18 protein-coding genes are annotated in these 20997 nt (G+C 68.2%); 7 read left to right on the plus strand and 11 right to left on the minus strand.

The features are described from left to right. Window positions 1–512: 512 nt before the first annotated feature. Window positions 513–1772 carry a citrate synthase gene (locus BLT62_RS13540; RefSeq protein ID WP_231919444.1) on the minus strand — a complete coding sequence of 420 codons (1260 nt, stop codon included), beginning with the start codon at window positions 1770–1772 and terminating at the stop codon, window positions 513–515. Between the two features lie 268 nt (window positions 1773–2040). Here BLT62_RS13540 and BLT62_RS13545 point away from each other — a divergent pair, with 268 nt between their 5' ends. After that, a complete protein-coding gene (locus BLT62_RS13545) occupies window positions 2041–3234 on the plus strand; it encodes a hypothetical protein (RefSeq protein ID WP_156786350.1) in 1194 nt (397 codons plus the stop codon). Window positions 3235–3260: 26 nt separating this feature from the next. On the opposite strand, the gene dapC is transcribed toward BLT62_RS13545, so the two are convergent. Genes dapC through BLT62_RS18175 form a run of 3 tightly spaced genes read right to left on the minus strand, consistent with a single transcriptional unit; the run spans window position 3261 to window position 5668 of the window. Then, complete coding sequence (dapC, locus tag BLT62_RS13550) at window positions 3261–4361, minus strand: succinyldiaminopimelate transaminase (RefSeq protein ID WP_269457783.1); 1101 nt, start codon at window positions 4359–4361, stop codon at window positions 3261–3263. A 17-nt stretch (window positions 4362–4378) separates the two neighbouring features. Continuing rightward, window positions 4379–4699 carry a ferredoxin gene (fdxA, locus tag BLT62_RS13555; protein ID WP_083364541.1) on the minus strand — a complete coding sequence of 107 codons (321 nt, stop codon included), beginning with the start codon at window positions 4697–4699 and terminating at the stop codon, window positions 4379–4381. Window positions 4700–4750: 51 nt separating this feature from the next. After that, the gene (locus tag BLT62_RS18175) at window positions 4751–5668 is read right to left on the minus strand and encodes a hypothetical protein (RefSeq protein WP_231919182.1); all 918 of its coding nucleotides are present in this window, start codon (window positions 5666–5668) and stop codon (window positions 4751–4753) included. 183 nt (window positions 5669–5851) lie between these two features. Between BLT62_RS18175 and efeU the strand changes: the two genes are divergently transcribed. From efeU to efeB, 3 genes are read left to right on the plus strand one after another with little or no spacing between them, the layout of a single operon-like run. Beyond that, window positions 5852–6706 carry an iron uptake transporter permease EfeU gene (gene efeU, locus BLT62_RS13565; protein WP_083364542.1) on the plus strand — a complete coding sequence of 285 codons (855 nt, stop codon included), beginning with the start codon at window positions 5852–5854 and terminating at the stop codon, window positions 6704–6706. A 39-nt stretch (window positions 6707–6745) separates the two neighbouring features. Further along, entirely contained in the window at window positions 6746–7924 is a 1179-nt protein-coding gene (efeO, locus tag BLT62_RS13570; protein WP_156786351.1) for an iron uptake system protein EfeO, read from the plus strand. 10 nt (window positions 7925–7934) lie between these two features. After that, the gene (gene efeB / locus BLT62_RS13575) at window positions 7935–9296 is read left to right on the plus strand and encodes an iron uptake transporter deferrochelatase/peroxidase subunit (protein ID WP_083364543.1); all 1362 of its coding nucleotides are present in this window, start codon (window positions 7935–7937) and stop codon (window positions 9294–9296) included. A 64-nt stretch (window positions 9297–9360) separates the two neighbouring features. On the opposite strand, the gene BLT62_RS13580 is transcribed toward efeB, so the two are convergent. The 7 genes from BLT62_RS13580 to BLT62_RS13610 form a co-directional block, all read right to left on the minus strand. Beyond that, window positions 9361–9825, minus strand: a complete 465-nt coding sequence (locus BLT62_RS13580) for a hypothetical protein (RefSeq protein ID WP_133161194.1) — start codon at window positions 9823–9825, stop codon at window positions 9361–9363. Between the two features lie 93 nt (window positions 9826–9918). Further along, entirely contained in the window at window positions 9919–10686 is a 768-nt protein-coding gene (locus BLT62_RS13585; RefSeq protein ID WP_083364545.1) for a M23 family metallopeptidase, read from the minus strand. Between the two features lie 218 nt (window positions 10687–10904). Beyond that, a complete protein-coding gene (gene typA / locus BLT62_RS13590; RefSeq protein ID WP_083364546.1) occupies window positions 10905–12815 on the minus strand; it encodes a translational GTPase TypA in 1911 nt (636 codons plus the stop codon). Window positions 12816–13059: 244 nt separating this feature from the next. Continuing rightward, the gene (locus BLT62_RS13595; protein ID WP_083364547.1) at window positions 13060–14808 is read right to left on the minus strand and encodes a dipeptide ABC transporter ATP-binding protein; all 1749 of its coding nucleotides are present in this window, start codon (window positions 14806–14808) and stop codon (window positions 13060–13062) included. Further along, complete coding sequence (locus tag BLT62_RS13600) at window positions 14805–15749, minus strand: ABC transporter permease (RefSeq protein WP_083364548.1); 945 nt, start codon at window positions 15747–15749, stop codon at window positions 14805–14807. Before BLT62_RS13600 ends, BLT62_RS13595 begins: the two co-directional genes overlap by 4 nt. Continuing rightward, window positions 15739–16668 (minus strand): ABC transporter permease, encoded by a 930-nt coding sequence (locus tag BLT62_RS13605; protein WP_083365475.1) that lies wholly within the window; start codon window positions 16666–16668, stop codon window positions 15739–15741. Before BLT62_RS13605 ends, BLT62_RS13600 begins: the two co-directional genes overlap by 11 nt. A 126-nt stretch (window positions 16669–16794) precedes the next feature. Beyond that, a complete protein-coding gene (locus BLT62_RS13610) occupies window positions 16795–18420 on the minus strand; it encodes a peptide ABC transporter substrate-binding protein (protein ID WP_083364549.1) in 1626 nt (541 codons plus the stop codon). Between the two features lie 299 nt (window positions 18421–18719). On the opposite strand from BLT62_RS13610, the gene BLT62_RS13615 reads away from it, so the two are divergent. The 3 genes from BLT62_RS13615 (at window position 18720) to BLT62_RS13625 (ending at window position 20922) form a co-directional block, all read left to right on the plus strand. Next, the gene (locus BLT62_RS13615) at window positions 18720–19037 is read left to right on the plus strand and encodes a DCC1-like thiol-disulfide oxidoreductase family protein (RefSeq protein WP_172829715.1); all 318 of its coding nucleotides are present in this window, start codon (window positions 18720–18722) and stop codon (window positions 19035–19037) included. Continuing rightward, entirely contained in the window at window positions 19034–19822 is a 789-nt protein-coding gene (locus BLT62_RS13620; RefSeq protein WP_083364551.1) for a CPBP family intramembrane glutamic endopeptidase, read from the plus strand. Before BLT62_RS13615 ends, BLT62_RS13620 begins: the two co-directional genes overlap by 4 nt. Window positions 19823–19986: 164 nt before the next feature. Beyond that, window positions 19987–20922 carry an endonuclease domain-containing protein gene (locus BLT62_RS13625; RefSeq protein ID WP_172829716.1) on the plus strand — a complete coding sequence of 312 codons (936 nt, stop codon included), beginning with the start codon at window positions 19987–19989 and terminating at the stop codon, window positions 20920–20922. Window positions 20923–20997 lie beyond the last annotated feature (75 nt).

The following is a 20997-nucleotide window of genomic DNA, read 5'->3' on the forward strand; positions in this document are numbered from 1 at the left end:
CCCCAAGCCAACGCGGGAGGGCGCCCCGCTCCCGCTGGTCGAGTAGGCCCGCCAGGGCCTTATCGAGACCCGGTATCCGGCGAGAAACCGTGCCACGCACGAGGCCTCGATACGCTCGTTCCTCGCTACTCGACCAACGGGATCGGGGCGGGTCTCGACAGGGTCCACCGGCGGTAATCGCAACTCCCGTTGGCTCGAGGGAGCGCCAGCGACCGAAGCCAACAACCGAACGACCACGCCGGCTCCCGGGCTTCGGCGGCTGCGCTGCTCGTTCCTCGCGGCGCGGCCGCCTCCAGCCGACGTGCATTCCCCCGCTGGTCGAGTAGGCCCGCCAGGGCCGTATCGAGACCCGGCATCCGGCGAGAAACCGTGCCACGCGCGAGGTCTCGATACGCTCGTTCCTCGCTACTCGACCAACAGGTAAGGCGGCGCACACAACGTGGCCGGGGCGAAACGCGAAACGACCCCGCCGGCCGAGGCCGACGGGGTCGCGTTCAGAGGGAGACGGGGTCTCAGCGCTCCGGGAAGTCGCGCGCGGGCGATCCCGTGTAGAGCTGCTGCGGGCGGCCAATCTTCGTCTGCGGGTCCGCGTTCATCTCACGCCAGTGGGCGATCCAGCCGGGCAGGCGTCCGATCGCGAACAGCACCGTGAACATGTGCGTCGGGAAGCCCATCGCCTTGTAGATGACGCCGGTGTAGAAGTCGACGTTCGGGTACAGGCGGCGGGACTTGAAGTACTCGTCCTCGAGCGCGATCTTCTCGAGCTCCATGGCGATGTCGAGCAGCTCGTCCTTGACGCCGAGCGCCTCGAGCACCTCGTGGGCGCTCTCCTTGACCAGCTTGGCGCGGGGGTCGTAGTTCTTGTAGACGCGGTGCCCGAAGCCCATCAGCTTGACGCCGGCTTCCTTGTTCTTGACGCGCTCCACGTAGCGGGCGACGCCCTCGCCGGAGTCGCGGATCTCGGCGAGCATCGTCAGCACGGCCTCGTTGGCGCCGCCGTGCAGCGGGCCGAACAGGGCGTTGATGCCGGCCGAGACGGAGGCGAACAGGTTGGCCTCGGTCGAGCCGACCAGGCGCACCGTCGAGGTCGACGCGTTCTGCTCGTGGTCCTCGTGCAGGATCAGCAGGCGCTCGAGCGCCTTCGACAGCACCGGGTTGACCTCGTAGGGCTCGGCCAGGTTGCCGAAGTTGAGCTTCAGGAAGTTGTCGACGAAGCTCAGCGAGTTGTCCGGGTACAGGAAGGCCTGGCCGATGCTCTTCTTGTGCGCGTAGGCAGCCATGACCGGCAGCTTGGCGAGCAGGCGGATGGTGGCCAGCTCGACGTGCTCGGGGTTCTTCGGGTCGATCGAGTCCTGGTAGTAGGTCGACAGGGCCGAGACGCCGGATGCCAGCACCGACATGGGGTGGGCGTTGTGCGGCAGCGCGCCAAAGAACTTCTTCAGATCCTCGTGCAGCAGCGTGTGCCGGCGAATCTTCTCGTCGAACTCAGCCAGCTCGGTCGGGGTCGGCAGCTCGCCGTAGATCAACAGCCAGGCCGTCTCGAGGAAGCTCGCGTTCTTCGCGATCTGCTCGATCGGGTAGCCACGGTAGCGGAGGATGCCCTCCTCGCCGTCGATGAACGTGATCGCCGACTTGGTCGAGGCCGTGTTGACGAAGCCGTAGTCCAGGCCGGTGAGACCGGTCTGCTTGGTCAGCGTGGACATGTCCAGGCTGTCTGGCCCGTCAACGCTGGAGATGATGGGGAACTCTGCGGTTCCGCCCGGGTAGCTCAGCGTTGCTACGGCCGGCTGTGCCGGAGTGGCTGATGCTGAACCGGCCTGTGTCTGATCGACGTCGCCCACGGGGCCTCCTGGATCCTGGATGGTGGAAGTAGAAGAAAGTTGATGGACGGGCACGCGATAGGCGGGCAGTCCGAGTTACAGCCTAATCCGCCCCACGGCCTACTGTTGCATCCGTTGAAGAACGGGCGATTCCGTTGGAGGAAAGCTCCTGAGAACGAGCTGAAAACGGGCTCGCGGGCCCACAAGCTATGCTCGGCCCATGATTTCGAGGCGGGGGCTCGCGTGCGTGGTGGCGACGGTGCTGCTCCTAGCGGGGGCCTCCGGATGCAGCGCCCAACCGCCCGCGGGTGCTTGGCTGATCAGCGCGACCCCGGCGAACGATGAGCGCAACGGCCCCCCGGACATCACCTACGGCAACGGCCTGATCACAGACGACACCGAGGGCGGGACATGGTACGTCTCGGTGGGTTCCTGGCTCCGTTCCTCCTCTACGGGCGCCGTCACCCGCTTCAACATCGAGCGCTGGCAGGGCAGGCACGAGCTCGACATCGCCGCACTCTCCCCCACCCGGATCCTCGTGCTCCTGTCGTTGGGGAGGAATGCGCTGTCCACTGAGATCGAGCTCTTCGACACCGAGACGCGGCAGTCCGAGCCGTTCCTCGTCGGCCAGCGCACTCAGACCAGCCCCGACGCCCCGCTCCCCTTCACCGCCGACGGCCCGGTGAACGCCGCCTCGCCCCTCGGCCAGATCACCAGCATCGATGTCGACGCGGCTGGCGCACTCGTCTTCGTGGAGCGAGTGAATGTGGGACAGGCGGCGAACGACGAATACATCGTGCGGCGGATGCTGCCGGGCGGCGAGGTGGAGACGGTGGCCGGCGTTCCGGTGCGCGCCGAGGGGCAGGCGGCCGTCGAACAGCCCGGCGATGGCGAGCAGCTGCGCGGGAGCGCGCTAGCGGCGGCATCCGTCGACGTCTCGGCGGGAGATCCGCGTGGGATCGTGCTCGGCACCGAGCACGGCGTGTTCCAGATCCTAGAGGACGGCACGGCCCGCGTCGTCGCCGGCGCCCTCGACGAGGCGTCACCCCTCCGGGCGGCGCTGGAACCCGGCAACGTCGACAACGTGCGTGTGCGCCCCGTCGACGCCTCGGCCGACGGGCGCATCGTGTACCACCTGGACGACATCGGTCAACCCGCCGGCCACCTGGTCACGCCGGCCGCGCACATCGACGGTGGCTCGGCCGAGTTCCGCGAACTCGTGCAGGGAACACCTGCCCGGGCGTCCGGCACGGGCCTCGCCATCTGGCAGGGCAACGCCCCGCTCGCGGTCAGCCCGGCGCTGCAGAACGCCCGCACCGCAGCCTGGGTCGCCCCGGGCGTGCTCGTGGCCGTGGTGGGCGGCGGGCAGGACAACGCGGCGCTGCCCCGCGTGCAGCTCACGACCGTGCGCTGACCGCCGCCGGGCGCGGCCGGTTGCGGTCAGCCGCGCAGCCTGGCCGCGGCCGCCGCGATGCGCTCGTCGCTCGCGGTGAGCGAGAACCGCACGTGGTTCGGGTAGAAGTCGCCGTAGAACGTGCCGGGGCCGGCCAGAATGCCGAGACCGGCCAGCTTGTCGATGGACTCCCAGGCGCTCACGCCCTCCGTCGCCCACAGGTAGAGACCGGCCTCGCTGTTGTCGATCGTGAAACCGGCGGTCAGCAGCGCGGGCAGCAAAACCTCGCGGCGGGCCCGGTACAGCTCGCGCTGGGCGTCCACGTGCGCGTCGTCGCCGAGTGCGACGACCATCGCCTCCTGCAACGGGGCCGGCAGCATGAGACCGGCGTGCTTGCGCACGGTGAGCAGGCGCTGGATGACGCCGCCGCAGCCGGCGGCGAAGGCGGCGCGGTAGCCGGCCATGTTCGACTGCTTGCTCAGCGAGTAGACGGCGAGCACGTTCTTGCGGTCATCGCCGACGACGCGCGGGTCGAGGATGCTGGGGATCGGCTCGGCGTCCCACGGCGCGTCCCAGCCGAGTTCGGCGTAGCATTCGTCGCTGACGATGACGGCGCCGAGTTCGCGGGCGCGCTCGCGGGCGGCGCGCAGCTGCTCGATGCCGAGCACGCGGCCGTCCGGGTTGCCTGGGCTGTTCAGCCAGATGAGCTTGGTGCCTTCCGGCCACTCGTCGGGGTCATCGGAGGCCAGGGCCTCGGCGCCGGCGATGGCTGCGCCGATCGCGTATGTCGGGTAAGCGGCGCGCGGGTGCACGATCGTGTCGCCCTCGCCGATGCCGAGCATGAACGGCAGCAGTGCGACGAGTTCCTTGGAGCCGACCGTCGGCAGCACGTTGCGCTCGGCCAGGCCCGGCACGCCGCGGCGGCGCTCGAACCACTCGATGATCGCGCGCTGCAGGGCGGGCGTTCCCGCCGTCTGCGGGTAGGCATGGGCATCCGTCGCCTGGGCCAGCGCGTCGCGGATGACGGCGGGCGTCGGGTCGACCGGCGAGCCGATCGAGAGGTCGACGATGCCGTCTGGGTGCCGGCGCGCACGCTCGGCGAACGGCACCATCTGGTCCCAGGGGTACTCTGGCAGCTCTTTCAGCACGGGGCGGGCGCCGGGGCTCAGTGAACCTGCGGTGGCAGCACCGCGATCACCGGGTGGTCCTTGGCGATGACGCCGACCTTGGCCGCGCCTCCCGGGGAGCCGATGTCGTCGAAGAACTCGACGTTGGCCTTGTAATAGTCGGCCCACTGCTCGGGGAGGTCGTCTTCGTAGTAGATGGCCTCGACGGGGCACACCGGCTCGCAGGCACCGCAGTCGACGCACTCGTCGGGGTGAATGTAGAGCGAACGCTCACCCTCGTAGATGCAATCGACCGGGCACTCGTCAATGCAAGCGCGGTCTTTGACGTCGACGCACGGAAGAGCGATGACATAGGTCACGGTGTTCAGATTCCCTTCGCGAGCCCGCCGTGGAGGCGGTACCCACCAAGTCTACGCGCGCGCGGCGGGGCGGTCGGGCAATCGGGGCCACGCAATGACGATCGCGGCGATGATCGCGGGCGCCATCGTCCAGACCAAGCCGAGTGTGCCCTCCGGGATCAGCACCGAGCCGCCCGTGCTGCGCAGGGACAGCACGAAGATCGTCAGCAGCGCGCCGATCGCCGTGAAGAGCACCGTGACGCGGTCGTGCAGAACCAGTCGCAGCCCGATCAGCAGTGCGGTGTAGCCGAGCAGGGCGAGCAGCAGGCCCCAGGGCACGGGCACCCCCGCGATCTCCGTCGTGATCTGGTGGGCGACGGTGCCCATCGCCGCGAAGATCGCACCGACCACGAAGCCGAGCACGGCGGCGCCGACGCGGCTGCCCGTGCTCGGTGCCTCGACGACCTCCGGCCGGCCGCCGCCGATCATCACGAACTGCTCGGTGGTGCCGAGCAGGTGCGGGTCCTGGTCGTCGAAGGTGACGGTGCGGTCGATCACGCTGACGCCGGGCAGCGCGGCCAGGGCGTCGCTCTTGGCACCGAGCTGGTCGGTGACGTCGACAGCCACCAGGCGTTGGCCGGCCGGCATCCGGCCGCTCACGGCCAGGTAGACGGGCAGATGGCGGGCGGATGCCTCGGCCACCGCCGCGGCGACCAGCACGGAGGCCGCGCTCTCGGTCGGGTCCGACCCCAGCGCGGGAACCACGATGGCCGTGCTCTGCTGCCGGTCGATCGCGGTGGCGACGGCTGCGCGGGCGTCCGCCCCGGCGACGGCCTGCCCGCGAGCGCCCATCGCCCAGAGGCCGGCGTCCGCGTCGGCGGCCGCCTCTGCGGTGAGGACCGCGGCAACGGAGCCGGCTTCGATCAGCCGGGCGATCGTGCCGCCGGCCTGAGCCAGAGCGTCGCGGCCATGGGGAAACACGAGGAGCACGCGTTCGTCTCGTCCATTCAGAACCACGTGCACCCATTTCGCTCGAGAACTATCCCAGGGGCTCATCCTAACCAGCGAGCGACTGGACATTCGCGTTTCACAGGTCTACTCTCAACCTCCGAAGGCATTTGCCCTAAGGGTAGCCTTACCAAACTCCCAGACTTCTCCACGCACGGAAGACGCATGTTCGCCAACTACTTGATCGGCCTCCGCGAGGGCCTCGAAGCCGCACTGATCGTCACGATCCTGATTGCCTACATCGTGAAGATCGACCGGCGCGACCTGCTCGGCCGCATCTGGCTCGGCATCGGGCTGGCCGTGCTGCTCGCGCTCGGCATCGGCGCCATCCTCACCTTCGGCACCTACGGCCTGAGCTTCGAGGCGCAGGAGGCCATCGGCGGCATCCTCTCGATCATCGCCACCGCGTTCGTCACCTGGATGGTGTTCTGGATGCTGCGCACCGCCCGCGACCTGAAGGGCGTGCTGCACGGCAACATCGACAAGCACCTCGACGGCACCGGCTGGGGCCTCGTCATCGTCGCGTTCCTCGCCGTCGGCCGCGAGGGCATCGAGACGGCGCTGTTCATCTGGGCCGCCGTACAGGCAACCGGCGAGACAACGATGCCGATCCTCGGCGCCGGCCTCGGCATCCTCACCGCTGTCGGCCTCGGCTGGCTGCTCTACTCGGGCATGCTGCGCATCAACCTGTCGAAGTTCTTCACCTGGACCGGGGCCGCCCTCATCGTCGTCGCCGGCGGCGTGCTCGCCTACGGGGTGCACGACCTGCAGGAGGCCGGCATCCTGCCCGGCCTGCACAACCTCGCCTTCGACGTCAGCGCCGTCATTCCGCCGGACAGCTGGTACGGCACCCTGCTCAAGGGCACCCTCAACTTCTCCCCCGCCACCACCTGGCTGGAGGCCATTGTCTGGCTCGCCTACGTCGTGCCGACGCTCACCATCTTCATCGTGAAGAGCCGCAGGGGCCGGCGCCCCAGCCCCGCACCGGCGCCGGCTGCATCCGCGCCCGTCACCGCCTGACAACCTCCGCACCGCCAGACCCCCACCGAGGAGACCACTGTGTCACGCCTGCTTCGCCCCACCCTCTCCATCGCCGCGACCGGCGCCGCCCTGCTGCTGCTCTCCGGCTGCGTCGCCAACAACCCGACGGCGGATGCCGAGCACACCGCGATCACCGTGGACAGCAGCTCCGACGCCTGCGCGATTGACACGGCCACCGCCCCGAGCGGCAATGTGCGCTTCACCGTGAAGAACTCCGGCGACCAGGTCACCGAGTTCTACCTCCTCGCCGGCGACGGCCTGCGCATTGTTGGTGAGGTCGAGAACATCGGCCCCGGCATCAGCCGCGACCTGGTCATCCAGGCCCGCCCCGGCGACTACTACACGGTGTGCAAGCCGGGCATGATCGGCGCGGGAATCGGCAAGGCCGCGTTCACCGTGACCGACTCCGGCCACGACTTCGAGGCCGACGCCGACCTCACCGCCCAGGTCGCCACCGCGAACACCAACTACGCCGCGTATGTGAAGGACCAGATCGCCCAGCTCGTCGCCGGCACCGACGCCTTCGCCGCCGCCTACGTCGCCGGCGACGACGACGAGGCCCGCGCCCTCTACGCGCCGACCCGTGTGCACTGGGAGCGCGTCGAGACCGTCGCGGAGTCCTTCGGCGACCTCGACCCGATGCTCGACCTCCGCGAGGCCGACCTCGAGGAGGGGCAGGAGTGGACCGGCTGGCACGCCATCGAGAAGGACCTCTGGCCCGCCGACGCCGAAGCCGGCTTCGCCGCGTACACCCCGGAGCAGCGCCAGGCCCTCGCCGCGAAGCTCGTCGCCGACACCGCGACCCTGAACGAGAAGGTGCAGAGCCTCGAGTTCACCCTCGACATGCAGACCAACGGTGCGATCGGCCTGATGGACGAGGTCGCCAGCGGCAAGGTCACCGGCGAGGAGGAGTTCTGGTCGCACACCGACCTCTGGGACTTCCAGGCCAACGTCGACGGCGCCACCGTGCTCTACGGCGGCGTGCGGGACATCCTGCTGGCCAAGGACGCCGATCTCGCCGCGACCCTCGACACCGAGTTCGCCGCGCTGCAGACGCTGCTCGACGCCCAGCGCGACGGCGATGGCTTCCGCCTGTACACCGAGCTCAGCCCGGCCGAGATCCGCGCCTTCTCCGACCAGGTGAACGCACTCGGCGAGCCGCTGAACCAGCTCACCGCCACCCTCGTGCTCAACTAATCTGGAACGTATGAACACTCCTGACGGCCGCTCCCCCGGCGATCCTGCCGAGGGGGCTGCCGATCGCCCCGTGGGCGCGGAGCAGACGACGGATGACGCCGCTGCCGCCCCGCGCGGGCTCTCCCGCCGCGGCCTGCTCGGCCTCGCCGGAGCCACCGTTGCGGGCATCGGGCTGGGCATCGGCGCCGACCGCGCCGTGCTCGCGGCATCCGGGGAAGGAGCCGGCGCTCCGAACGCGGCCAACTACCCGTTCTACGGCAGCTACCAGGCCGGCATCGTCACGCCGGCCCAGGACAGGCTGCACTTCGCGGCCTTCGACATGGCCGGCGGCGCCGGCCGGGCCGAGTTGATCGAGTTGCTGCAGGACTGGACGGTCGCCGCGGCCGCCATGACGGCCGGCCGCGACATCGGCGACTTCGGTGCCGTCAGTGGCAACTACGACGCCCCGCCGGAGGACACCGGGGAGGCGCAGGGGCTCCCCGCGAGCGGCCTGACCATCACCTTCGGCTTCGGTCCCGCGCTGTTCCGCGACGCCCAGGGCACCGACCGCTTCGGCATCGCAAGCCGCCAGCCCGCGGTGCTCAGCCGGCTGCCGCACTTCCCCGGCGACATGCTCGACCCGGCGTCCTCCGACGGCGAGCTCTGCATCCAGGCGTGCGCCGACGACCCGCAGGTGGCCGTGCACGCCATCCGCAACCTCACCCGCATCGCCTTCGGCCGGGCGACGCTGCGCTGGTCCCAACTCGGCTTCGGGCGCACCTCGTCCACCAGCACCGCCCAGGCGACCCCGCGCAACCTGTTCGGCTTCAAGGACGGCACCGCGAATGTGAAGGCGGAGGAGACCGCCACGGTCAACGAGCAGGTGTGGGTGCAGGACGGCGACGGGCCGGCCTGGCTCGCCGGCGGCAGCTACCTGGTGGCCCGCCGCATCCGGATGACGATCGAGACGTGGGACCGGACGATCCTGCGCGAGCAGGAGGCCGTGTTCGGGCGAACGAAGGGCGAGGGGGCACCGCTCTCCGGCGGCACCGAGTTCACGGAGCCGGACTTCGAGATCACCGGCCGGGCCGAGAAGCCGCTCATCGCCGACACGGCGCACGTGCGGCTCTCCCACCCGAGCCACAACGGGGGCGCGGCCCTGCTGCGCCGGGGGTACAACTTCGTCGACGGCAACGACGAGCTGGGGCGGCTGAACGCCGGCCTGTTCTTCCTCAGCTACCAGCGCTCGCCCGAGCAGTTCGTGACGGTGCAGTCGCAGCTGGCCAAGAACGACGCGCTGAACGAGTACATCCGGCACGTGGGATCCGCGTTGTTCGCGGTGCCGGCCGGGGTGCGCCAGGGCGGGTACGTCGGCGAGGCACTGTTCGCCTAGGCCCGTTCGCGCGTCGGGCCAGCGGCGCCGGGCATCGGTGGCCGGGCCGTTGACGGGCTGGGCTCTAGGTGGGCACCACCGTGTAGAGCACGCCCTGCTCGCTGCCGACGACCATGACGACGTACTTCCCGTTCGAGCCGAAGTAGCTCGCCCCGGTGATGCCGTCCACTTCGGGCAGCTTCTCGGGGGTGAAGTTCTCCGGCGGGGTGAAGCCGGCGGCCTCGAGCTGCGCCTGTGCGTCTGCGACCGGGTCGGCCGCTGTGGACTTGATGACGACGACCCAGCCGGCCGAGCCGTCGGGGTTCTTGCCGCCGCCGACGATGTCGCCCTCGATCACGGGGACCTCGCTCGGCCAGCCGGCCGGCATCTGACCGACCGACACGGCTCCTCCCGTGGCATCCTCGACGGCGCCGGTGACGGCTCCGCCGACGGCGTCGCCGACGCTGCTGCAGCCAGCCAGCAGCGGGGCGCCGAGCAGCACGGCCGCGAGGGCCAGGGGGGCGACGACTCGCCTGCGTAGGGTATTCATGGAGTTGCTCCGTTCAGGACTTCTCTGGCGAACGCTTCGCGCTCGCCCATTCAGTTTACGGCTGGCCAGGAGGGCGCAGCTGGGAGGAACCGGCTATCCGGCGTAGGTGGCCAGCCATCCGGCCGGGTCGAATCGCACGCCATCCGTGTAGTACATCTCCAGGTGCAGGTGCGGACCTGTCGACTGGCCGGTGGTGCCGACGACGCCGATGAGCTGGCCGGCGCTGACCGTCTCGCCGACGGAGACGGTCATCGAGCCGTACTCCATGTGGCCGTACGAGCTGGAGACGGACTGGCCGTCGACGACGTACTGGATGTCGACGTGTGTGCCGAGTCCGCCGCTGTCGTTGGCGGCCACGGTCACGACGCCGTCGGCCATCGCGACGATGGGCGTCCCGGCGCCGGGGTTGAGGTCGAGCCCGTCATGGAATGTCGAGCATCCGTCGCACGGCGCCGAGCGGGGCCCGAAGTTGTCGGAGACGCGCGTGCCAGCGGGCACGGGCCAGACGACCGCTCCCGTTGCAGCGGCCGCGGCAGGCGCGGCGGGCTCGGGAGCCGGCGCGGGGGCGACGTAGGCCTCGGCGAGGTACTCGGCCTGCTCTGCGACGGGCTGCTGCAGGCCGGCGAGCTCGACGGTCTGGGAGTCCGGCGCGGTGTGGGCCGCCGCCGCGGCATCTGCCGTCTCGCCGGCCACGACGAGCGCGGCGGCCGGGGTCGTCGGCAAGGCGGCGAAGCCCAGCGAGGTGGCCATGGCCACGCCGGTCAGCAGCACGCGGACGGTGCGGGAGGTCTGGCGGGTGTCGGGCGAGGTGCCATCGGCGAGCGAGGACGCGGACGTTCTGAAGGGAAGGAAGAGGCTCATAACTGAGGAGTGTGCGGCGCATGCTTTCGGGTCAGAGGGAGCGCCGCAGCCGCGGGGCGCGCAAGCAATCTGACGAGTGTAGAAACCCGCCCTGAGCGGGCCCGGCGGTACCGATCTGTTTCCCCTGAGAACTCCTCAGCTTTGCGGATGCCGCCGGCCCCCGCAGACGCAGAAACGGCCGCCACGCATTGCGTGGCGGCCGTTTCGACTTCGGGTGTTTAGCCCTGGTTCTGCTTCTTCATGCGCGAGTAGGTGCGGGCACGCGCGGTCGAGTCGAGCTCCACCTTGCGGATGCGCACGAACTCGGGCGTGACCTCGACGCACTCGTCCTCGCGGGCGAACTCGAGCGACTCCTCAAGGGTGAGCTTGCGCGACGGGGTCATGCGCTCGAAGGAGTCGGAGGTGGACTGACGCATGTTGGTCAGCTGCTTCTCCTTGGTGATGTTCACGTCCATGTCGTCGGCGCGCGAGTTCTCTCCGACGACCATGCCCTCGTAGACCTCCTGCGTGGGCTCGACGAAGAACGACATGCGCTCCTGCAGGGCAACCATGGCGAACGGCGTTGCAACACCGGCGCGGTCGGCCACGATGGAGCCGTTCGTGCGGGTGGTGATCTCGCCGGCCCACGGGGCGTAGCCGTGCGAGACGGCGTTGGCGATGCCGGCACCGCGGGTGATGGTCATGAACTCGGTGCGGAAGCCGATGAGGCCGCGCGACGGGACGACGAACTCCATGCGGACCCAGCCGGTGCCGTGGTTGGACATGCCGTCCATCAGGCCCTTGCGGGCGGCGAGCAGCTGCGTGATGGCGCCGAGGAACTCCTCGGGAGCGTCGATCGTGAGGTGCTCGTAGGGCTCGTGCGTCTTGCCGTCAATCTTCTTCAGCACCACCTGCGGCTTGCCGACGGTGAGCTCGAAGCCCTCACGACGCATCTGCTCGACCAGGATCGACAGGGCGAGCTCGCCACGACCCTGAACTTCCCAGGCGTCCGGGCGGCCGATGTCGACCAGCTTGAGCGAGACGTTGCCGACGAGCTCACGGTCCAGGCGGTCCTTGACCATGCGGGCGGTGAGCTTGTGGCCCTTGACCTTACCGACGATCGGCGAGGTGTTGGTGCCGATGGTCATCGAGATGGCGGGGTCGTCGACCGTGATGGTCGGCAGCGGGCGCACGTCGTTGACGTCGGCGAGGGTCTCGCCGATGAAGATGTCCTCGAAGCCGGCGACGGCGACGATGTCACCGGGGCCAGCGCTCTCGGCGGGGAAGCGGTCCAGCGCCTTCGTGATGAAGAGCTCGGTCACTCGCACGTTCGCAACGGTTCCGTCGTGCTTGACCCAGGCCACGGTCTGGCCCTTCTTGATCGTGCCCTGGAAGATGCGCAGCAGCGCCAGGCGACCGAGGAACGGCGAGGAGTCGAGGTTGGTGACCCAGGCCTGCAGCGGGTGCTCGTCGTCGTAGACGGGGGCGGGCACATGCTTGAGGATGGCCTCGAACAGCGGCTCGAGGTCGTCGTTGTCGGGCAGCGAGCCGTTGGCCGGCTTGTTCAGGCTGGCGGCGCCGTTACGGCCCGATGCGTACACAACGGGCACGTCGAGGATGGAGTCCAGGTCGAGGTCGGGGACCTCGTCGGCCATGTCGCTGGCGAGGCCGAGGAGCAGGTCCTGGCTCTCGGCGACGACCTCATCGATACGGGCGTCGGGGCGGTCGGTCTTGTTGACCAACAGGATGACGGGGAGCTTGGCCTCGAGCGCCTTGCGCAGCACGAAGCGGGTCTGCGGGAGCGGGCCCTCGCTGGAGTCGACGAGCAGAACGACGCCGTCAACCATGGAGAGACCGCGCTCGACCTCGCCACCGAAGTCGGCGTGGCCGGGGGTGTCGATGACGTTGATGACGATCGGGCCGTTGGTGGCGTGCTTGCCCTTGTACGAAACCGCCGTGTTCTTGGCGAGAATCGTGATGCCCTTTTCGCGCTCCAGCTCGTTGGAGTCCATGGCGCGCTCTTCGAGGTGCGCGTGCTCGGCGAAGGAGTCGGTCTGGCGCAGCATGGCGTCAACCAGAGTCGTCTTGCCGTGGTCAACGTGGGCGACAATCGCCACATTTCGGAGGTTATCGCGCGTGGCGAGTGCCATAAAAGTTTGTCCTTGGTCTGCTTTGTGCGTTGAGTTGCGCCTCGCGGCGAGCACTCTGCTCGACGGGATCAGGCTGAGAAGAGCACTGATGAAGCGCGCGATAGGGCCGGTCTTGCGGTTGCGAAATCGAGGTTCGCTGATACCCTATGCGACTAGTTTACCCTGAATTGCAAGAAAATCGGCCCAGCCCCCGGATGCCGGGGACTGGGCCGATCTGTGAACTGCGGGTTACTCCCCCGGAACGCTAGCGTCCGAAGACGAAGTTTCCGCCGGGAATGGCGGCCAGCAGGTCCTGCGTGTAGGTCTCGCGCGGGTTGTCGAAGACCTCGTCGGTCGTCGCCGCCTCGATGATCTCGCCCTTCTTCATGACGCAGACGTTGTCCGCGATCAGACGCACAACCGCGAGGTCGTGCGTGATGAAGAGGTAGGTGAGCCCCAGCTCGGTCTGCAGCTCGGTGAGCAGGTTCAGGATCTGACCCTGCACGAGCACGTCGAGGGCGGAGACCGCCTCGTCGAGCACGAGCACGTCGGGCTTGAGCGCGAGCGCCCGAGCCACGGCGATGCGCTGACGCTGGCCACCCGAGAGCTCGCTCGGGTAGCGGTAGCGCGTCGAGGCCGGCAGCGAAACCTGGTCGAGCAGCTCGAGCACACGGGCCTGGCGCTCCTTGGCGGTGCCGACCTTGTGCGCGAGCAGCGGCTCGGCGATCGTGTTGCCGACGCTGTACTGCGGGTCGAGAGAGCCGTACGGGTCCTGGAACACCGGCTGCACGCGGCGGCGGAACTTGAGCAGATCCGCCCCCTTCAGCGCAGCGACGTCCTGGCCGTCGAACTCGATCTTGCCGCTGGTGATGCTCTCCAGCTGCAGGATCAGCTTCGCCACGGTCGACTTGCCGGAGCCGGACTCGCCCACGATGGCCGTGGTCGTTCCGCGCTGCACACCGAAGCTCACGCCGTTGACGGCCTTGAGCTCGTTGTACTTGAAGCCCTGCTGACGGATGCGGTACGTCTTGGAGACGTTCTGCACCGAGATCAGCGGCTTGTCCGGCGCGGCCTGCTCGCGCTCTGCAGCGCGGGCGATCAGCGTCGCGTCGAGCGAGTCGCCGGAGAAGATCGCGGGCGCCGCGGCGTCCGCGTGCTTGGCCGACTGGATACGCCGCGAGGCGAGGCTCGGCGCCGCCGAGACCAGGCGCTGCGTGTACGGGTGCTGCGGGTTCGCGAGGATCTCCTGCGAGGAGCCGGACTCGACGATCTTTCCGCGGTACATCACCACGAGCTGTTCCGCACGCTCCGCCGCAAGGCCGAGGTCGTGCGTGATGAAGAGCACAGAGGTGCCGTAGTCACGCGTGAGCGTGCCGAGGTGGTCCAGGATCTGGCGCTGCACCGTCACGTCGAGGGCCGAGGTCGGCTCGTCGGCGATCAGGAGCTTCGGGCGGGCCGAGAGGCCGATGCCGATCAGCACGCGCTGGCGCATGCCGCCAGAGAACTGGTGCGGGTACTGCTTGAGGCGCTCGGATGCGTCGCTCAGGCCGGCCTCCTGCAGAACCTGGATGGCGCGCAGGCGCGCCTCCTTGCCCTGCGCGATGCCGTTGGCCTTGATGGCCTCCTCGACCTGGAAGCCAATGTTCCACACCGGGTTGAGGTTCGACATCGGGTCCTGCGGCACGTAGCCGATCAGGCGCCCGCGCACGTCCTGGATCTCCTTGGCGGGGAGCTTGGTCAGGTCGCGGCCCTCGAACAGGATCTCGCCGCCGGTCACCGATCCGGTGCCGGGGAGGAGGTCGATGATCGCCTGGGCGGTCGTGGTCTTTCCCGACCCCGACTCCCCCACGATGGCCAGGCTCTGGCCGGCGTAGAGGGTGAGGTCGACGCCGCGGACGGCGGGCACGAGGCCGCGCTGGGTGCGGAAGCCCACCTCGAGGTTGCGAATCTGCAGCAGGGGCGTTTCCGAGGTATTGATGGTCTCGCTCTGGTTCTCGTTCAGGATCTGTGTCATCGCCGTGCCCTCGCTGCCGGGTCAAGTGCGTCACGCACAACGTCGCCGAGCATCAGGAACGACAGCACGGTGATGGATAGTGCAGCAGACGGGAGCAGCAGAACCTGAGGGTTCGTGCGGATCGACGTCTGCGCCTGTGCGATGTCATTGCCCCACGACATCACGGTCGGCGGGAGGCCGATACCGAGGAAGGAGAGCGTGGCCTCTGCAACGATGAACGTGCCGAGCGAGATGGTCGCGACCACGATCACCGGGGCGATCGAGTTCGGCACCACGTGACGGAGCAGGATCTTGAACTTCGACACGCCGAGCGCCGTGGAGGCGGTGACGTAGTCGGAGTTGCTCGCTGACAACACGGCGCCGCGCATGATGCGGGCGATCTGCGGCCAGGCGAACACAGCCAGCACGAATGCCACCGTGAGCGGCGTGCGCTCCGGGATGACCGACATCAGCACGATCGCACCGAGAACGGTGGGGATCGCGAAGAAGATGTCGCCGACGCGCGAGACGAACGCGTCGAGGAATCCACCGTAGTAGCCTGCGAGCGATCCGACGATGATGCCGCTGATCGTGACCAGCAAGGTCGCGATCAGGCCGACGGTCACAGATGCCTGCGTGCCGAAGATGATGCGCGCGTAGACGTCACAGCCCTGGCGGGTGAACCCGAGCGGGTGCCCCGCGGTCGGGGCCCCGTTGCTGTTCGCCAGCTCACAGCCGAGGTTGGGCGACACCGAGGTGAAGAGCCCGGGGAAGGCCGCCACCGTGACGATCAGGACGATCAACGCGGAGGAGATCCAGAACGACGGCCGACGGCGCATGGAGTCCCATGCGTCATCCCAGGTGCTGCGGGCCTTCTGCGACTCGTCGAGCTTGTCGACGGCGACAACAGGTGTCTCTTCGATCGGAGCAACGAAGTGCTCCTGGAATTTTCTATTTTGCATAGCGGATCCTCGGGTCAAGCAAGGCGTAGAGCAGATCGACGAGCAGGTTCGCGACGACGAAGATGATCACCATGATCGCGACGAACGAGACGACGGTCGGTCCCTCACCCAGGATCACGGCGCGGTAGACGGTACCGCCGACGCCGTTGATGTTGAAGATACCTTCGGTCACAATCGCGCCCACCATGAGTGCTCCGAGGTCGACACCGAGGAAGGTGACGACGGGAACAAGCGAGTTGCGCAGAACGTGGACAGAGACGACGCGACGGCGAGACAGCCCCTTTGCTGTTGCCGTGCGAACGAAGTCCGCGTTCAGGTTGTCGGCGACGCTGGCCCGGGTCAGGCGCACAATGTACGCGAATGACACGGATGCCAGCACGATGGCCGGGAGGACCAACTCGCTATACGGAGCCGCACTGCTGACGGTCGTGCGCGCCCATCCCAGCTGAATGCCGAAGACGTACTGCAGCACGAAGCCGATGACGAAGGTCGGAACCGAGATCAGCAGGAGGCTGACCACGAGTGCGCTCGCGTCGAACAGCTTGCCCTTGCGCAGACCCGCGACGAGACCGACGATGATGCCGAAGACGGCCTCAAAGAACAGGGCGAGGGTGGCGAGGCGCAGTGTGATCGGGAAGGCTTGGGCCATGACATCGCTGACCGGGCGACCAGAGTAGGTCGTGCCGAAGTCGCCCTGGAACAGTCCGCCGATGTAGAGGAGGTACTGCACGATGAACGGCTTGTCGAGGTTGTACTGGGCCCGGACCTGCTCAATAACGCCAGGGGCGGGGGGGCGATCGCCGTAGAGCGCGAGGATCGGGTCTCCGGGGAGAGAGAAGACCATGAAGTAGATCAAGAATGTCGCGCCAAAGAAGACGGGAATCATCTGGAGAATACGTCTGCCGGTGTACCACAGCATCAGCATCCTCCGTTCACAGAGAGAAGCATGGGGGTCACAATCACTGTAGAAGCCTAGTCGCCCTGCTGCCCGGGTTTGTGACTCGGGCAGCAGGGCGAGCTATGAACTGAAGTTAGTAGCGGAGTGCTATTCCTTCGTGATCTGGCTGTACAGCGGGACGGAGTCCCAACCGAACACCACGTTGTCGACCTGGTCAGACCAGACGCCCACGACGTTGGAGTACCAGAGCGGAACGGTGGCGAGGTCCTTCAGCAGGACCTCCTGTGCTGCCTGGTACTTCGCGGTTGCATCTTCGATGCTGGTGGCGTTCGAGCCGTCCTTGAGGAGGGCGTCGAAGTCGGGGTTGGTGTAGCCCTCGTAGTTGCTGCCTGCACCGGTCTGGTAGAGCGGGGCGAGGAAGTTGTACATCGAGGGGTAGTCGCCCTGCCAGCCGGCGCGAACGCCGCCGGTCAGCGTCTGGTTCTTGCGGTCGTCCAGCATTGCGGCGAACGTCGGGTAGGGCTTGCCAGCGGCGGTGATGCCGAGCGTGTTCGCGATGCTGTTGGTGACAGCCTCGACCCAAGCCTGGTGGCCACCGTCGGAGTTGTAGGCAATGGTGAACTCGCCCGTGAACGGAGCGATCGCGTCAGCCTGAGCCCAGACCTTCTTGGCCTCTTCCGGGTTGTACGCGAGGACGTCAGCGCCCTCGAGCTTGTCGGTCCAGCCGTTGATGACCGGCGAGGTGTAGTCGGTCGCCGGGGTACGGGTGCCCTGGAAGATGACGTCGGTGATCTCGTCGCGGTTGATCGACATCGAGATGGCGTGACGGCGCAGCTGGCCCTCTTCACCGCTGAAGTGCGCGATGTACTCGGGGATGTTGAACGCCTGGAAGATCGCGGCGGCCTGGTTCGCCGAGCGCTCCGGGAAGTCAGACTCGAAGGTCTGGAATGCCGAGTCGGGCACACCGTCGAGAACGTCGAGGTTTCCACCCTGAGCGTCGGCGTATGCAGCCTCAAGCGTCGGGTAGAAGATGATCGTCAGGCCACCGTTGACGGGGGTGCGGACACCCTTGTAGTCAGGGTTGGTGATCAGGTCGATCTTCTCTTCGTGCACCCATGCGGTGTCGGAGGCCAGCATGTACGGGCCGTTTCCGATGGGGTTCTGGCCGAAGGCCTCCATGTCGGCGAGGCCGGCCTTGGGCAGCGGCATGTATGCCGTGTAGCCCAGACGCAGCGGCCAGTCGGCCTCGGGAGCGGACAGCTCGACCGTGAAGGTCTTGTCGTCAACGATCTGCAGACCGGTGAGCTCGGTGTCCTCCTCGTAGGAGAAGCCGACGATGTTGTCGAAGAAGTAGGAGGCGCTCTGTGCGTTGCTGAACAGTGCGGCGTACTTCCATGCGTCGACGAAGGAGGCAGCGTCAACGGCTTCGCCGTTGGTGAACTTCCAGCCGTCGTTGAGCGTGACGGTCCAGTTGGTCGCGTCGTCGGACTCGATCGACTTTGCGACCTCGTTCTCGATGCTGCCGGTAGCCGTGTAGGACACCAGACCAGCGAAGATCGACGTGGTGATCTTGCCGCCACCGGTCTCGGTGGTGTTGGCGGGGAGCAGCGGGTTCTGCGGCTCGGAACCGTTGGTGGTGACGATGGCCGTCGAGCTGCCTGCGCCGCTCGTGCTGCCTTCGCCGCTGCCGGTGTCGGTCGCGCAACCGCTGAGCGCGAGCGCGCTGGCGGCAGCAAGAGCGACGGCGACGAGGCCTAGCTTCTTGATCTTCAAGTTTTCCTCCTGTGCAAAGTGGGCAACGGCAGCACGGATTTTTGTCGCACCGCCGCGCCAAGTACCCCCGAGAGTATGCAGCGATCGAGGCATGCGCAAATCCGCTGAGGAACCGTTACAAACAGGAAACATCATGAGCCGATTTCTTGCAGATTCTTACATATCGCCCACTAATTGAGCGTGAATTCGCAGGATCTTGCGTGGGCCTGTCGTGGTTGAATGGCCGCATGGTCATTGCCCCTGTTCCGCGACCCGCGTTGCTCATTTTCGACGGTGATTGTGGCTTCTGCACGAGCACCGTGGGCTGGCTCCGCCGCTGGCTCCCGGCGATGCCGGATGCCTCCCCATACCAGTGGACCGAGCTGGCCGAATACGGCCTGAGCGAGGCGGATGCCGCGGCCAAGGTCTGGCTCGTGGTCGACGGCCGTCGGCTCGGCGGCCATGCGGCCGTGGCGGGCCTGCTGACGCACCAGCCCGCCGCCGCGTTGCGCCTGCTCGGGCACCTGATGATGATCCCGCCGATCTCCTGGGCCGCGGCCGCGGCCTACGCCCTGGTCGCGCGCTACCGCTTCGCGCTTCCCGGCGGCACACCGGCGTGCCGCGTCGGCCAGTCGTGACGCGCGAGCGCGAACTGCTCGTCACCGACCGGGCGGAGCGCCGGCGGATCTGGACGGAAGTCGTCATCGTCCTCGGCCTCTCGCTCGGGGCATCCGCCGTCTACTCGATCGTCTCGCTGATCGCCAAGCTGACGAAACCGGTGCCGCTCGCCGATCAGAGCACCGCGCTGAACACCTCGCAGTCCACGCGGGAGTGGCTCGACTTCACGTACCAGTTCCTCAACATCTTCTTCGCCCTGTTCGCCGTCGCCCTCGTGCTCTACCTGCTGTGGCGGCCGGGCCGAAGCCCGTTCCGGCGCATCGGCTTCGACCTCAGCCGGCCGGGCCGCGACCTCGGCGCGGGCCTCGCGCTGGCCGCGCTCATCGGCATCCCCGGCATCGCCCTGTACCTCGGCGGGCGGGCGCTCGGCATCACGGTCGCCGTCAGCGCCTCCCCGCTGGACACCTTCTGGTGGACGATCCCGATCCTGCTGCTCTCGGCAGCCAACGCGGCACTCAGCGAAGAGGTCATCGTCGTCGGCTACCTGTTCACCCGGCTGCACCAGCTCGGCTGGAACCGCTGGGCGATCATCCTCAGCAGCGCGACCCTGCGCGGCAGCTACCACCTGTACCAGGGCATCGGCCCCTTCTTCGGCAACCTCGCCATGGGCGTGCTGTTCGGCTGGTGCTACGAGAAGTGGGGCCGCACGATGCCGCTCGTCGTCGCGCACTGGATCCTCGACGCGGCATCCTTCGTGCTCTACCCGCTCGCCGTGCTCTGGTTCCCCACCCTGTTCGGCGCGTAGGCCACGCCGCCCGCGGCCGCCGCCCCGGCATCCGCGCCATCGAGAAGCAAGAAAGTGCACCAACGGCCGAGTTTTGGCGCGTTTTCTTGCATCTCGATGAGCGGATGCCGCCCGGGCTGTGCATAACTTCTGCGGGCTTGTGCCGCTTCGCGCGACCATGGGGCATGCCGCGTCTTGTGCCCCTGCCGCCCGGGCTTGCGGGGCGCGCGTTCTCCATCGCCGACGCTCGTGAATCCGGCCTCACGGTCGGGCGGCTGCGCAGCGGCGACCTCGCGGCTCCGTTCCACGGCGTTCGCGTCCCAGCTTCGCTCGATCTCGCCCTGCTCGAACGCTGCCAGGCGTACGCCACGCGGATGCGGCCCGGCCAGTTCTTCAGCCAGCTGACCGCCGCGCGGCTGTGGGGTGCGCCGCTGGCCGGGGCCTTCGAGCCGGACGAGCCGCTGCACGTCTCGGCTCGTTCGCCCCAGCGCCCGCCGCACACCAGCGGAGTCATCGGGCACGACCTGCCCGCCGGCGGTGCCTCGGCGAGCAACCGCTACGGTCTGCCCGTCGCGACCGCGGCCGACACCTGGCTACAGCTGGCCGCGCTGCTGCCGCCGGCCGAGCTCGTCGTCGTCGGCGACCACCTCGTGCTCAACCCGCAGCTGTTCGACCCCGGCGACCCGCGCCCCTACACGAGCATCGCCGCGTTGGCCGAACCGCTGGGCGCCTTCCGGGGGCGCGGAAAGCGTGCGGCCGTCTCGGCGGTTGTGCGGGTCCGCGTCGGCGCGGAGTCTCGACCCGAGACGCTGCTCCGACTGGTGTTGGTGAACGCGGGTCTGCCCGAGCCGCTGCTCAACCGGGAGTTGCGGGACTCAGCCGGGGTCTTCCTGGGACGCGTCGACATGGTCTACCCCGAGTGGCGGGTGGTCGTCGAGTACGACGGCGACCAACACCGCACGAGCAGCCGGCAGTACGACCGCGATCTGACCCGACTGGACGGGCTCCGCCGCGCCGGCTGGACCGTGATCCGGGTGCGGAAGTTCGGGCTGTTCGAGCGGCCGGAGCGGACCGTGGCCGAGGTGCGGGCGGCCCTCGTCGCGGGCGGCTACCACCCGTGACCTCGCGCGGCGGCATCCGCGCCATCGAGAAGCAAGAAAACGCACCAAGACCGGAGTCGTGGTGCGTCTTCTTGC

The organism is Microterricola viridarii (assembly GCF_900104895.1).
Taxonomy (GTDB): Bacteria; Actinomycetota; Actinomycetes; order Actinomycetales; family Microbacteriaceae; genus Microterricola; species Microterricola viridarii.